We start from the raw sequence: 13706 nt of genomic DNA, 5'->3' as shown, positions 1-13706 counted from the left end.
GAAGGATGCGTATTTCTACGGAAGGCAGGCAGAGTGGGGCTCCCGCGCCTTTCAGGCTCAATTGCCAGCAGCAATGGAGCCAGCAGGCTTGGGCCTGGCGCCGCTTCGCGGCGCAAGAAAGGGTTTGCTGAGAAGCCCTTCAAGGGCAGGTCTGCCCTTGAAGGGCGTTTGCCAGTGTGTCCTAATTTCCCAGCGCCTCAAGGGCAAGCCGCTGGCGCGGCGGCTGCGCCGCCCTTGACCCGCTGCGAAACGGAGGGCGGGGTACCCGGCCTGCGCCGCACCAGCGGCGCCGGGCCCAACGGGTCAGGGCGCATGGCAATGCTCCCGGAGTTGGCGGGAGATCCCCGCCGGCGCCCAGTCACTCCTTGGCGGCAGCTTTCTTCGGTGCAGCCTTCTTCTTGGCGGCGGGCTTCTTCGCCGCCGTCTTCTTTTTACCGCCCTTGGAGGACTTCTCGGCAATCAGCTGCACCGCCATTTCCATGGTCACGTCCTTGGGCTCCACGTCCTTGGGCAGGGTGGCGTTCACCTTCTCCCATTTGACGTAAGGCCCGTACCGCCCGTCCATGATGTTGATGGCACCGCCGCTGTCAGGGTGTTCGCCAAGCTCCTTCAGCGGTTTGGCTGCAGCCCGGCTGCCGCGGCGGCCCGGGTTGGCGCGTTTCTCGGCCAGCATCTCCACCGCGCGGTTCATGCCAATCTCAAAGACGTCCAGCGTCTCCTTGAGGTTCACGTAAACCGGCTTTTCCTCATCCGGCAGCTGGTGTGCGATATAAGGCCCGAAGCGGCCCAGGTTGGACTGGATCGCGCCGCCGTCCGGGTGCTGGCCGATCTCGCGCGGCAGGGTCAAGAGGGTTAGCGCCTGCTCCAGGGTGATCTCATTCGGGCCCCAGCCGGGCAGGAAATCCTTGCCCTGCTTGGGCAGCGAGGAGCGCGGCGGCTTCTTGTTCTCGGGCGTCGCCTCGCCGCGCTGGACATAGGGTCCAAAACGGCCGGATTTCAGGTGGATCTCGTCGCCGTCGTCCTCACCCAGAATACGCTCATAGCCCTCGGCGCCTTCACCGGAAATCGGCCGGGTGTAGTTGCACTCAGGATAGTTGCCGCAGCCGACAAAGCCGCCGGTGCGCGAGGTCTTGAGGTGCAGCTGGCCTGCGCCGCATTTCGGGCAGGTGCGCGGGTCTGAGCCGTCTTCACGCGGCGGATAAAGCTGCGGTGCCAGCGCGTCGTCCAGCACGTCCAGCACCTCGGTGATGCGCAGCTCGGAAGTTTCGGCTATGGCGGCAGAGAAATCCCGCCAGAATTTGCCCAGAAGCTCCTTGTAGTCGCCGTCGCCGGCGCTCACGTCATCCAGTTCTTCCTCCAGATTGGCGGTGAACTCGTAACCGACGTATTTGCGGAAGAAGTTCAGCAGGAAGATGGTGACGATCCGGCCTTTATCCTCGGGGAACAGGCGGTTCTTTTCCTTGCGGACGTATTCCCGGTCCTGGATCGTGGTGATCACGGAGGCATAGGTGGAGGGGCGTCCAATGCCCAGCTCTTCCATCCGCTTGACCAGCGTTGCCTCGGTATAGCGGGGCGGCGGCTGGGTGTGGTGCTGCAGCGCCAGCACAGCGCCGTCTTCGGACAGAACCGAGGCGTCCTTGCCGGCCTTCTCAGCCTGCGCCGCCAGCGAGGACGCGAATTTCAGCGCCTCGCCCTGCATGATCTGCGGCAGGCGCTTGTCGTCCTCATCCGCCACGTCGTCGCGGCCTTCCTCGTAAACGCGCATGAAGCCGTCAAACAGCACCACCTGACCGGTGGCGCGCAGCACGACCTGCTGGTCACTGGAGCCGATATCGACGGTGGTGCGCTCCAGCCGGGCGCCTTCCATCTGGCAGGACAGGGTCCGCTTCCAGATCAGGTCATAAAGCTTGCGCTGATCGTCGTCGCTGACCTTCAGGCTGGCGGCATCGCGGCTCATGTCGGTGGGGCGGATACACTCGTGCGCTTCCTGGGCGTTCTTCGCCTTGTTCTTGTAGATTCGCGGCGAGGACGGCACGTATTCGGCGCCATAGCGTTTTTCGATCTCGGCGCGGGCTTCCTGCACCGCCTCCGGCGCCATGTCGATGCCGTCGGTCCGCATATAGGTGATGAGGCCGGCCTCATAAAGCCGCTGCGCCGCGTTCATGGTCTGGCGCGCACCCATGCCGAACTTGCGGCTGGCTTCCTGTTGCAGGGTCGAGGTCATGAAGGGGGCAGAGGGGTTGCGGGCCGCGGGCTTTGCCTCCACCGACAGCACCGACAGCTTGCGCGAGGCTACGGCCTGCACCGCCATTTCAGCAGAGGTGGAGTTTTTCAGGCTGTATTTGTCGAGCTTGTCGCCGCCCATGACGGTCAGACGGGCCTCAAACTCCTGGCCGCGGGGGGTGGCCAGCTGGGCGCGCACGGACCAGTATTCCTGCGGGTTGAAGGCCTCGATCTCCATCTCGCGCTCGACGATCAGGCGCAGGCAGACGGATTGCACCCGGCCGGCTGAACGCGCACCGGGAAGCTTGCGCCACAAGACCGGCGACAGGTTGAAGCCCACGAGGTAATCGAGTGCGCGCCGGGCCAGATAGGCCTCCACCAGCGGCATGTCGACCTGGCGCGGGTTCTGCATCGCCTCAGTCACCGCTTCCCTGGTGATCGCGTTGAAGGTCACCCGGCTGACGGCGGTGTCCTTCTTGATCGAGCGCCGCTTGGTCAGTGCCTCCTGCAGGTGCCAGCTGATCGCCTCTCCCTCGCGGTCGGGGTCAGTGGCGAGAATCAGCGCATTGTCCTCTTTCAGCGCGTCGGCGATGGCCTTCACGTGTTTGCGGGAATCGTTGGCGACCTCCCAGGTCATGCCGAAATCATTGTCGGTATCGACCGATCCGTCCTTGGGCGGCAGGTCGCGCACATGCCCGTAAGACGCCAGAACCGTATAGTCGGGGCCAAGGTACTTATTGATTGTTTTTGCTTTGGCCGGGGATTCGACAACAACAACTGGCATAAATTCTGATACCTCTTCGGACCGCTTTGCCGGGTTCTATGGCGGGGCAAGATGTGGGGTGCAAGGGGAGATTGTCAATCCGGGTATAATGGCCGCGGCACCGGAGGGGCCGCATTTGCTGCTTTTTGCCGGGGCGGATTGGACTGCGCTGCCGGGTTCAACCGTCCTCCTCGGGGAGTGCCTTGGACAGCAAGCCGCCAGGCTGCCGGCGGATGGCGCCTTCCAGCTCCAGATCGGTCAAGGCCGGGACGACCTGCTGCGGCGGCAGCGACAGATCGCGGATCAATTCTGTTTGTGTTGTCGGGGAGGGGCCCAGCCTGCCAAGGATCTGCTGATGCAGCGCGTGGGTTTCGGCAAGGCTGCGACGCTGGGGCGGCGGCGGCGGCAAGTCTGCCATTGCCTGCTGCAGTGTTTCCGGTGCGAATGGAACTGCCGTCGCGGCTTGCGGCGGCAGTGCGGCCAGAACATCAGCGGCATCCCTGACCAGCAGGGCGCCGTCCCGGATCAGCCGGTTGCAACCGGAACTGCGGGCGTCAAACGGATGGCCAGGCACCGCCAGCACCTCGCGGCCGTAATCCAGTGCGTCCTGGGCAGTGATCAGGCTGCCGGATTTCGCAGCCGCCTCCACCACCACTACGGCGCGGGCCATGCCGGCGATGATCCGGTTGCGCTTGGGAAAGTCGCGGGCCTGGGGGGTGAGGCCCATTGGCTGTTCAGAAAGGCGCAGCCCGGTTTCGCTGATTTGCTGCGCCAGCTTGGCGTTTTCTGCCGGGTAAATCACATCGGCGCCGCCGGCCAGCACGGCAATTGTGCCGCTGCCCAGGGCGGCCTGGTGCACGGCGGTATCAATGCCGCGGGCCATGCCGGAGACCACTGCGAAACCGGCTTCTCCCAGGTTCTGCGCCAATGACCGCGCCATCCTCAGCCCGAGGGACGAGGCATTGCGTGCACCGACCATGGAAACCATCGGGCGCTTCAGAATTGACAGGTCGCCAATTGCCCATAGCAGAGGGGGCGCGTCCTTCAGCCCGGCGAGGAGTTCGGGATACTCGGGATCCAAAAAGCACAAAAGCCGCGCTTTGGCGGCTTTTGCGGCCTTAATTTCGGCGTCCACCGCTTTGGCAGGGCATGTTTCATACCCCTTGATGCCTGCGGAGCGTGCCACTTCGGGCAGCGCATCCAGCGCGTTCTGCGCTGAACCATATTCGGCGAGCAGCCGGTGAAACGTCACCGGTCCTACCCGCTTGGAGCGCAACAGACGAAGCCAGGAATACTGCGTATCTTCCGTGGTGGGTGGGAGTGGGGGGTGAGTGGAAGAATGTGCTTCTTCAGTCATCCGCAGCTCCGCCTGTTTGCAGGATTAGGATTAACCCTAAGGCGGTTAACAGTTGGTGAACGTGCGGCGGTTTTTGGTCAAAGCCATGAAAATTTTCATAAGTGTAGAAAATAATTGGAAAATTGCTGGCCTCGCGGGAAGCTGAGGCCTCACGGGGCAGCAAAACGAGCCGGAAGTATTGGCTTCCGGCCCGTTTTTTACGGCAAAATCATGGTTTTGCAGCGAAATTGCGTTTCCTTCAGGCTGCCGAACCGCCCACGGTCAGACCGCCCATCAGCACAGAGGGCTGGCCAACACCGACCGGTACCCATTGGCCGGCCTTGCCGCAATTGCCCATTCCGGGGTCCAGCGCCATGTCATTCCCAAGGCCGCGAATCTGCTTAAGCGCGGTCGCGCCGTCGCCGATCAGAGTGGCGCCCTTAACCGGTTCACCAACTTTTCCGTTCCTCACCCGGTAGGCCTCGGTGCAGGAAAACACGAACTTGCCATTGGTGATATCCACCTGGCCGCCGCCAAAGCCCACCGCCCAGATGCCGTCCCTGATGCCCGCGACAAGTTCGCCGGGATCAGCCTCGCCGCCCAGCATGTAGGTATTGGTCATCCTCGGCATCGGCGCATGGGCATAGCTTTGGCGCCGGCCGTTGCCGGTGGGAGAGACCCCCATCAGCCGGGCGTTCTGACGGTCCTGCATAAATCCGACCAGCACGCCGTCCTCGATCAGCGTCGTCTTCTGGCTCGGCGTGCCCTCGTCGTCGACAGTGATCGAGCCGCGCCGGTCCGGGATGGTGCCGTCATCCAGCACAGTGACGCCCTTGGCGGCGATCTGCTGGCCCATCAGGCCCGCAAAGGCGGAAGATCCCTTGCGGTTGAAATCGCCCTCCAGCCCGTGGCCGATTGCCTCGTGCAGCAGGATGCCGGGCCAGCCGGGGCCAAGCACTACGTCCATTTCGCCAGCCGGGGCTGGAACCGCATCAAGGTTAACCAGAGCGATGCGCAGCGCCTCCTGCACCTGGGCTTGCCAGTGTGCGGGATCGACCAGGCCATCAAGGCCCAGCCGCCCGCCGCCGCCAGCCGAGCCGCTCTCGCGGCGGCCGTCCTTTTCGACGATGACGGACACGTTCAGCCGCGCCATCGGGCGAATGTCGCTGACCCGCACGCCATCAGCGCGCAGGATCTCCACCTCCTGCAGCGAGGCCGCCAGTGACGCAGAGACCTGCACCACGCGTTGATCCAGATCACGTGCATAGGCATCAATTTCGCGCAGCGTCTCCACCTTGACCGGGAACGGCATGGCGCTGATCGGGTCGGCGTCGGTGTATAGCTTTTTGTTGGTGGCCTGGGGCGCGTCTGCATAGGTGCCGCCGCCGCCGCCAACCGCCAGCTTTGCGGTTTCCGCGGCTCGTTTCAGCGACCCAATAGAGACATCAGTAGAATGCGCGTAACCGGCCACATCGCCGTTCACAGCCCGCAAGCCGAAGCCTTCAGAGGCATCGTAGCTGGCACTGCGCAGGCGGCCGTCATCAAAGGACAGCGCCTCCGATTTGCGGCGCTCGGCAAAGATCTCTCCATCCTCCGCACCGTTCAGCGCATCGCGCAGGGTGGCCAGCGCCTCATCCTCCGGAAGCGCGGTTTCAAAGGGACGGAAGGCTGGGTTTTCCATGGCACGGTCCTCAGATTTTTTTGATCTAAATCAAGAAAGCGACGGTTTGACGCTTGGCTGCCTCTTTATCTGTACGCCCGAATATGATTTTAAGCAGCGTCAAAGACAACGGGGCAGGTGCGTTTTGTGGAATCATTGATTACCGTATTTCGTGCTGCCGCAGGAACAATGCGATCAACCGATCAGGACAGAACATGAAAAACGCTTTGATGCTTTCGGGCCTTTTCGCCGGCCTTTCGAGCCTTCCAGCCACAGCGCAAGAAGGCCTGAAAACCATTGGTAAGCCGGTCGACGGCGGCCTGAACTTCCAGCCGGCGGCAACGTCGCTGATGGACGGGATCCACCGGCTGGATTGGATGATCCTGGTGATCATTACTGTGATTTGCGTTTTTGTGGCCGGTCTGCTGCTTTGGGCGATCCTGCGTTTCAACAAGCGCGCCAACCCGACCCCGGCAAAGTTCACACACAACACCCCGATCGAAATCGCCTGGACCGTGATCCCGATCCTGGTGCTGGTGTTCATCGGCTCCTTCTCGCTGCCGCAATTGTTTGCCCAGCAGGAAATTCCCGAGGGCGACATCAACATCAAAGTAACCGGGTACCAATGGTATTGGGGTTACGAGTACACCGACCATGAGTTCGGCTTCGAAAGCTTCCTGCTGCCCAAGGACCAGCTGGCGGCAAACGGCTATGCCGAAGATGAGTACCTGCTGGCCACCGACACCGCGGTTGTTGTGCCCTCGGGCAAGACCATCGTGATGAACGTGACCGCAGCGGACGTGATCCATTCCTGGACCATCCCCGCCTTTGGCGTGAAGCAGGACGGCGTTCCCGGCCGTCTGGCACAGCTGTGGTTTAACGTCGACGAGGGCAAGGAAGGCATCTACTTCGGCCAGTGCTCTGAGCTGTGCGGCAAGGACCACGCCTATATGCCGATCACCGTCAAGGTCGTGACCCAGGAAGAATATGATGCCTGGCTGAAAGGTGCGATCGACGAATTCGCGGGCGTCCCGCAGACCTATCAGGTCGCCTCCAACTGATAGCTGTCTATATGGGGCTCCAAAGGAGCACCATATAGATCAGAAAGAAGACCGGGGTGCGCAGGAATGCGCACCTGTTGCCGCCAAAGGACCCAAGATGAGCGACGCAAGCATCAACGCAAGCCGGGCATATGAGGACGAGGCCAGCTTTGGCGATTATTTCGCCCTGCTGAAACCGCGCGTGATGTCCCTGGTGGTGTTCACAGCACTGGTTGGCCTGCTGGCGGCGCCGGTTGGCGTGCATCCCGTTGTCGGCTTCTGCGCCATCCTGTTCATCGCCATCGGCGGCGGCGCATCCGGTGCGCTGAACATGTGGTGGGATGCCGATATCGACAAGGTGATGAAACGCACCAAGGGCCGCCCGATTCCGGCCGGCAAGGTTGAGCCGGGCGAGGCGCTGGCTCTGGGCCTGGCACTGTCGGGCCTGTCGGTGATCATGCTGGCACTGGCCGCCAATGTTTTTGCGGGCGCTTTCCTGGCTTTCACCATCTTCTTCTACGTGGTGATCTACACCATGTGGCTGAAGCGGGCGACGCCGCAGAACATCGTCATTGGCGGCGCCGCGGGCGCCTTCCCGCCGGTAATCGGCTGGATTGCGGCCACCGGCACCATGTCGGTGGAACCCTGGCTGATGTTCCTGCTCACCTTCATGTGGACGCCGCCGCATTTCTGGGCGCTGGCGCTGTTCATGCGCTCCGATTATGACGACGCGGGCGTGCCGATGCTGACCGTGACCCACGGCCGCCGCTCTACCCGGATCCACATTCTGGCCTATACCGTGCTGCTGGCCGTGCTGGCTGTTGGCACCGCGTTCTCCGGCATTGGCGGACCGATTTACCTGGCCGCGGCATTGGTGATGAACGCGCTGTTCCTGCACGGCGCCTGGAAGATCACCCGCCGCAATGAAGACGATTCCGAGGCCGACAATTTCAAGGTGGAGCGCAGCTTCTTCAAACTGTCGCTGCTCTACCTGTTCCTGCACTTCGGCGCGATCCTGGCTGAAGCCCTGCTAAAGCCCTATGGCCTGGGAGGCTGGTAATATGGCTTTGCGCAAGGATCATGAAATCCACAAACGCCGCTCCGGCCTGAACCTGGGTGTCGGCATCCTGCTCGCGGCCTTCGTGGTGCTGATCATGGCGCTGACCATGGTCAAGGTGACGTCAGCCAGCTTCAAATTCCCCGGCGCACAGGAGGAACAGAACTGATGGCACTGCAGGGTCCCCGGAAAACCGTGGTCCAACTGGTGGGCGTGGTTGTCCTGATGGGCGGCCTGTCATGGGCTTCTGTTCCGTTTTACGACTGGTTTTGCCGGGTGACCGGCTTTGGCGGCGTCACCCAAGTTGCCAACGGCGGCTCTGATACCGTTCTGGACCAAACCATCAAGGTGCGTTTCGACGGCTCCAAACAGCGCGGCATGCCGTGGGAGTTCAAGCCGGTGGTGCGCGAGATGGAGGTCAAGCTGGGCGAAACCGGGCTGGCTTTCTATGAGGCTTACAACCCGACCGACCGCCCCGTCGCGGGCCAGGCGTCTTACAATGTGGCGCCCTATCAGGCCGGTTACTTCTTCGAAAAAATCGACTGCTTCTGCTTTACCGAGCAGGTGCTTCAGCCTGGGGAACGGGTGCAGATGCCCGTGACCTTCTATGTTGACCCGGAAATCATTGACGACCGGGACGCAAAATACGTGCATACGATCACGCTTTCGTACACGTTCCATGAAATCGATCTGCCCGAGGGCTATGCCGCTCTCGACACCGGGGATAACACCGGGGCAGGCACAACCACGAACTAGGCCGCTAGGTGAGGGACACTTAAATGGCGCACGCTAAAAATCACGATTTTCACATTCTGCCGCCGTCGATCTGGCCGCTGGCTGCTTCAGTCGGCACCTTTGTCATGCTGGTTGGTGCCGTTCTTTGGATGAAAGACATGACGGCCTGGCCGTTCTGGATCGGCTTTGTGGCGGTTCTTTACACCGCCTTTGCCTGGTGGTCCGAAGTTGTTGCTGAAAGCAAGGTCGGCGACCATACCCCGGTTGTCCGCATCGGCCTGCGTTATGGCTTCATCCTGTTTGTGATGTCCGAGGTGATGTTCTTCTTCGCCTGGTTCTGGTCGTTCTTCAAACACGCCATGTACCCGATGGAGACCTATGTCGGCACCGAATATGTGGCGCCTGAAATCTACGCGGTGGACCCGTTCCACCTGCCGCTGATCAACACTCTGATCCTGCTGCTGTCCGGCTGTGCCGTGACCTGGGCGCACCACGCTCTGGTTCACAACAACGACCGCAAGGCGCTGATCCAGGGCCTGGCCATCGGTATCGCCTTCGGCGTCGCCTTCACCTTCCTGCAGGGCTATGAATACGCCCACCTGCTGCACGAAGGCTGGAAGTTCGGCGAAGACGAGTTCTACTCGAACTTCTTCATGGCCACCGGTTTCCACGGCTTCCACGTTGTGATCGGCACCATCTTCCTGACCGTCTGCCTGATCCGCGCGATGAAGGGCGACTTCACCCCCGAGCAGCACGTCGGTTTTGAGGCCGCGGCCTGGTACTGGCACTTTGTGGACGTCGTCTGGCTGTTCCTGTTCGTGGCCGTGTACATCTGGGGCACTTCCGGTCTGTAACCGGCAGTTTGTATTGGTTACACGTTTGCGGTTGATTATCCGCAGGCATAAAGCCACACACGGGGCGCGCAAGGGACACCTTGCGCGCCCTGAACTTTGAAGCGGAGCAGCGTCGATGCGGCGTGTCATCTTCCTGTTGATCATCGGAGGCGCTGGCCTGGCCATTTTGATCGGCCTCGGCACCTGGCAGCTGCAACGCAAGGCCTGGAAGCAAGACCTGCTGCAAACGATTGAGGCCAACATCAAAGCTGTTCCTGCAGGTTTGCCCCAAAACCCGGTCAAAGAACGCGACCGTTACCTGGCCGTCACCGCTGAAGGTGAGATTGAGGAAAACGAACTGCACGTGTTCTGGGTCACCAAAGACGCTGAGACGGGATACCGGGTCATTGCCCCTTTCGTGACCACCGATGGCCGGCGTGTCCTCGTAGACCGCGGTTTCATTCCAGCCGCTGAAAAGAACACTCCGCTCACCTACGGAGCGGCTTCGGTAACAGGCAATCTTCTCTGGCCGGATGAGGGAGACTGGACGACGCCCGCGCCGGAAATGGACACCAATATCCTCTATGCCCGGGACGTGGCCTATATGGCAGAGTTCCTGAACACCGAACCCGTTTTGATTGTCGCCCGCAGCACAACGCCTGAGGCCGCGATCACTCCGCATGCCGTGACAACTTCGGGCATCCCGAACAACCACTTGCAATATGCGATCACCTGGTTTTCGCTGGCCCTGATCTGGACCGCGATGACCGCCTACTTCCTGCGGCGCAGCCGCCCCTGAACCCGAAAGAGCTGAAGGCGATGAAATATATCTCGACCCGGGGCCAAGCGCCCGAGCTGACCTTTGAAGACGCAATGCTGACCGGCCTCGCGCGTGACGGCGGCCTCTATGTGCCGGCCGAAATCCCGCAGATTTCCAAGGAGGAGATCGCGGCGCTGGCGGGGCTGTCCTATGAGGAAACCGCCTTCCGCGTCATGCGCCCCTTCCTCGGCGACTGCTTCACCGATGGCGAGTTCCGCGGCATCATCGCCCGCGCCTATGAGGGTTTCGGTCATGCCGCCCGCGCGCCACTGAAGCAGCTGGCGCCCAACCATTTCCTGCTGGAGCTGTTCCACGGCCCGACGTTGGCGTTCAAGGATTTTGCGATGCAGCTGATCGGCCAGCTGTTCCAGGCCGCTTTGGAACGCCGCGGCGACCGGGTGACCATTGCAGGCGCCACCTCCGGCGACACTGGATCGGCGGCAATGGAGGCCTTCCGTGGCCTGAACAACGTCGACGTCTTCATCCTCTACCCGCATGGCCGCGTGTCTGAGGTGCAGCGCCGCCAGATGACAACGCCGCAGGATGCCAATGTCCACGCGCTGGCCGTCGATGGCGACTTTGACGACTGCCAGGCGCGCGTCAAAGACATGTTCAACGACTTCGACTTCCGCGATGGCGTGAAGCTGGCGGGTGTGAACTCGATCAACATCGCGCGTGTTCTGGCGCAGGTGGTCTATTACTTCTCCGCCGCTGTGAGCCTCGGCGCACCGCAGCGCAAGGTGAGCTTTACCGTGCCCACCGGAAATTTCGGCGACATCTTTGCAGGCTTCATCGCCAAGCAGATGGGCCTGCCCATCGGCCAGCTGGTGGTCGCCACGAACCAGAACGACATCCTGCACCGCTGCCTGTCGGGGCAGGGGTATTACAAGGGCGACACCCAGCCCTCGATCTCGCCGTCGATGGATATTCAGGTGTCGTCGAACTTTGAGCGCGCGCTGTTCTATGCCTATGGCAAAGATGCCAAGGCCATTGCCCAGCTGATGGATGAGCTGAAGAATGGCGGCTTTGACGTCTCCCAAGGCGCGATGCAGGCGCTGGCCGAGAATTACAAATCCGGCCGCACCTCCGAAGAGGAAACGCTCGCCACCATCAAGTCTGAGCTGGCATCATCGGGTGAGCTGATCTGCCCGCATGGCGCGGTAGCGGTGAAAGTAGCAAATGAGCATCGCAAGGCGGAGGTTCCGATGATCACGCTGGCAACCGCGCACCCGGCGAAATTCCCGGCGGCGGTGGAAGACGCCAGCGGCATTCATCCGCCCTTGCCGCCGCGCATGTCCGACCTGTATGAGAGGCCGGAACGGGTCACCCGGATCGCCAATGATCTGGCTGCCCTTGAGGATCACATCAGAAAGAACATCGCGAATTGACAGTTCAGCAGCACACACTCGCCAACGGGTTCCGCATCGTCTCCGAGCATATGCCGGGGCTGGAATCCGCGGCGGTCGGGATCTGGGTGAGCGCCGGCGGCCGCCACGAGCGGATTGAGCAGAACGGCATCGCCCATTTCCTGGAGCACATGGCCTTTAAGGGCACCAAGCGGCGCTCGGCCCTGCAAATCGCCGAGGAGATCGAGGATGTGGGCGGCTACATAAACGCCTACACCTCGCGCGAGGTGACGGCCTATTACGCCCGGGTGCTGAAGGATGACGTGCCGCTGGCGGTGGATGTGATCGGGGATATCCTGCTCAATCCGGTGTTCGACCAGCGCGAGATCGAGGTTGAGCGCGGGGTGATCCTGCAGGAGATCGGCCAGTCGCTGGACACGCCGGACGACGTGATCTTTGACTGGCTGCAGGAGGAAAGCTACCGCGGGCAGCCGCTGGGGCGGACTATCCTGGGGCCTGCGGAACGTGTGCGCAGTTTCAGCCGCGAGGATCTGCAGGGCTTTGTCGGTGAACATTACGGCCCCGGCCAGATGATCCTGGCTGCAGCCGGGGGCGTCGATCACGACGCGCTGGTCAAACTGGCAGAGCAGATGTTCGGCCATATGGAGGCCAAGCCGGAGTTCACCGCCGAAGGCGCGCAGTTCACCGGCGGCGAGGCACGGCAGGTGAAGGATCTGGAGCAGGCGCATTTCGCGCTGGCCTTTGAGGCGCCCAGCTACCGCGACCAGTCGATGTATACCGCGCAAATCTATGCCAGTGCACTTGGCGGCGGCATGTCCTCGCGGCTGTTCCAGGAGGTGCGCGAAAAGCGCGGCCTCTGCTACACGATCTTCTCGCAGGCGGGGTCTTATGCCGATACCGGCTCAATGACTGTCTATGCGGGCACCTCCGGTGAACAGCTGGCAGAGCTGGCGGGCATCACCATCGACGAGATGAAGCGCGCGGCGGATGACATGAGCGACGCCGAGGTCGAGCGCGCCCGCGCCCAGATGAAGGCGGGGATGCTGATGGGGCTGGAAAGCCCGTCGAACCGGGCCGAACGGCTGGCACGGCTGGTGCAGATCTGGGGCAAGGTGCCGTCACTAGAGCGCACGGTGGACCGGATCAACGCTGTGACCACCAAGGATGTGCGCGAACTGGCGGAGACCATGGCGGTTACTGCCCCGGCGGCGCTGGCGCTCTATGGCCCGGTCGATGGTGCGCCGGCGCTGGAGAGGCTGCAGGAGAGGCGCGCCGCCTGATGCTGCTCAACCGCCGCAAGGTTCGTATTGAAACTGAGCGCCTGACCCTCAGGCCGCCGGTGCATGCGGATTTTCACGGCTGGGCGGCGCTCAGGCTGCAGAGCCAGCCCTACCTGACCCCGTGGGAACCCAGCTGGGCGGCGGATCACCTCAGCCGCAAGAGCTTTACCAACCGGGTCTACTGGGCGCGGCGGTCGGTATCCGGCGGCACCGCGCTGCCGCTGTTTCTGGTCCGCCGGTCGGACAACATGCTGGTCGGCGCCATTACCCTGGACAACATCCGCCGCGGCCCGGCGCAGGCGGGCACGCTGGGATATTGGACCGGACTGCCCTTTGCCCGCCAGGGTTACATGCGCGAGGCGATCGGCGCAGTGGTGCACCACGCGTTCAGCAAGCTGGACCTGAGCCGGATCGAGGCCGCCTGCCTGCCGGAAAACCAGGCCTCGCGCGGGCTGTTGGAGAAATCCGGCTTCAAATACGAGGGCGTGGCCCAGTCCTACCTGCAGATCAACGGCCGCTGGCGCACCCATGTGCTCTATGCCTCTCTGCGCCACGACCGCCGCGGCAAGACGCTGGCGGGGCAGGCCTAGGC

General features: G+C 62.4%; 12 protein-coding genes. 9 read left to right on the top strand and 3 right to left on the bottom strand.

The genetic code is table 11. From position 1 onward, the window contains the following. Positions 1-358: 358 nt before the first annotated feature. The 3 genes from topA to tldD all read right to left on the bottom strand — a co-directional run bounded on the left by topA (position 359) and on the right by tldD (position 6003). Entirely contained in the window at positions 359-3007 is a 2649-nt protein-coding gene (gene topA / locus ACXAEK_RS20565; RefSeq protein WP_475044777.1) for a type I DNA topoisomerase, read from the bottom strand. A 157-nt stretch (positions 3008-3164) separates the two neighbouring features. Then, on the bottom strand, positions 3165-4343 hold the full coding sequence (gene dprA / locus ACXAEK_RS20560; protein WP_475044776.1) for a DNA-processing protein DprA: 1179 nt from the start codon (positions 4341-4343) through the stop codon (positions 3165-3167). A gap of 238 nt (positions 4344-4581) precedes the next feature. Continuing rightward, on the bottom strand, positions 4582-6003 hold the full coding sequence (gene tldD, locus ACXAEK_RS20555) for a metalloprotease TldD (protein WP_475044775.1): 1422 nt from the start codon (positions 6001-6003) through the stop codon (positions 4582-4584). Positions 6004-6197: 194 nt separating this feature from the next. On the opposite strand from tldD, the gene coxB reads away from it, so the two are divergent. The 9 genes from coxB to ACXAEK_RS20510 all read left to right on the top strand — a co-directional run bounded on the left by coxB (position 6198) and on the right by ACXAEK_RS20510 (position 13704). Beyond that, entirely contained in the window at positions 6198-7043 is an 846-nt protein-coding gene (gene coxB / locus ACXAEK_RS20550) for a cytochrome c oxidase subunit II (RefSeq protein ID WP_475044774.1), read from the top strand. 97 nt (positions 7044-7140) lie between these two features. Continuing rightward, positions 7141-8082, top strand: coding sequence for a heme o synthase (cyoE, locus tag ACXAEK_RS20545; protein ID WP_475044772.1), 942 nt, complete (start codon positions 7141-7143; stop codon positions 8080-8082). A 1-nt stretch (position 8083) separates the two neighbouring features. Next, entirely contained in the window at positions 8084-8248 is a 165-nt protein-coding gene (locus ACXAEK_RS20540; protein ID WP_475044770.1) for a cytochrome C oxidase assembly protein, read from the top strand. Further along, on the top strand, positions 8248-8835 hold the full coding sequence (locus ACXAEK_RS20535) for a cytochrome c oxidase assembly protein (RefSeq protein WP_475044768.1): 588 nt from the start codon (positions 8248-8250) through the stop codon (positions 8833-8835). Before ACXAEK_RS20540 ends, ACXAEK_RS20535 begins: the two co-directional genes overlap by 1 nt. 23 nt (positions 8836-8858) lie before the next feature. Further along, a complete protein-coding gene (locus tag ACXAEK_RS20530; RefSeq protein WP_475044767.1) occupies positions 8859-9668 on the top strand; it encodes a cytochrome c oxidase subunit 3 in 810 nt (269 codons plus the stop codon). Positions 9669-9783: 115 nt separating this feature from the next. Beyond that, entirely contained in the window at positions 9784-10446 is a 663-nt protein-coding gene (locus tag ACXAEK_RS20525) for an SURF1 family protein (protein ID WP_475044766.1), read from the top strand. Positions 10447-10466: 20 nt separating this feature from the next. Next, positions 10467-11855: a threonine synthase gene (thrC, locus tag ACXAEK_RS20520; protein ID WP_475044765.1), complete on the top strand. Its 1389-nt coding sequence runs from the start codon at positions 10467-10469 to the stop codon at positions 11853-11855. Beyond that, positions 11852-13114: a M16 family metallopeptidase gene (locus ACXAEK_RS20515; protein WP_475044763.1), complete on the top strand. Its 1263-nt coding sequence runs from the start codon at positions 11852-11854 to the stop codon at positions 13112-13114. The genes thrC and ACXAEK_RS20515 overlap by 4 nt, the downstream gene beginning before the upstream one ends. Further along, positions 13114-13704, top strand: a complete 591-nt coding sequence (locus ACXAEK_RS20510; protein WP_475044761.1) for a GNAT family N-acetyltransferase — start codon at positions 13114-13116, stop codon at positions 13702-13704. The genes ACXAEK_RS20515 and ACXAEK_RS20510 overlap by 1 nt, the downstream gene beginning before the upstream one ends. The last annotated feature ends 2 nt before the right edge of the window (positions 13705-13706 follow it).

The organism is Leisingera sp. ABM4_101 (genome assembly GCF_056158725.1).
Note: the sequence above shows the minus strand (reverse complement) of the source record. Positions and strands in the feature narration are given on the sequence as shown.

Bases quoted from the DNA above. Each gene is read 5' to 3' on its own strand.
- topA (WP_475044777.1), bottom strand. From the start codon at position 3,007: ATGCCAGTTGTTGTTGTCGAATCCCCGGCCAAAGCAAAAACAATCAAT.
- dprA (WP_475044776.1), bottom strand. From the start codon at position 4,343: ATGACTGAAGAAGCACATTCTTCCACTCACCCCCCACTCCCACCCACC.
- tldD (WP_475044775.1), bottom strand. From the start codon at position 6,003: ATGGAAAACCCAGCCTTCCGTCCCTTTGAAACCGCGCTTCCGGAGGAT.
- coxB (WP_475044774.1), top strand. From the start codon at position 6,198: ATGAAAAACGCTTTGATGCTTTCGGGCCTTTTCGCCGGCCTTTCGAGC.
- cyoE (WP_475044772.1), top strand. From the start codon at position 7,141: ATGAGCGACGCAAGCATCAACGCAAGCCGGGCATATGAGGACGAGGCC.
- ACXAEK_RS20540 (WP_475044770.1), top strand. From the start codon at position 8,084: ATGGCTTTGCGCAAGGATCATGAAATCCACAAACGCCGCTCCGGCCTG.
- ACXAEK_RS20535 (WP_475044768.1), top strand. From the start codon at position 8,248: ATGGCACTGCAGGGTCCCCGGAAAACCGTGGTCCAACTGGTGGGCGTG.
- ACXAEK_RS20530 (WP_475044767.1), top strand. From the start codon at position 8,859: ATGGCGCACGCTAAAAATCACGATTTTCACATTCTGCCGCCGTCGATC.
- ACXAEK_RS20525 (WP_475044766.1), top strand. From the start codon at position 9,784: ATGCGGCGTGTCATCTTCCTGTTGATCATCGGAGGCGCTGGCCTGGCC.
- thrC (WP_475044765.1), top strand. From the start codon at position 10,467: ATGAAATATATCTCGACCCGGGGCCAAGCGCCCGAGCTGACCTTTGAA.
- ACXAEK_RS20510 (WP_475044761.1), top strand. From the start codon at position 13,114: ATGCTGCTCAACCGCCGCAAGGTTCGTATTGAAACTGAGCGCCTGACC.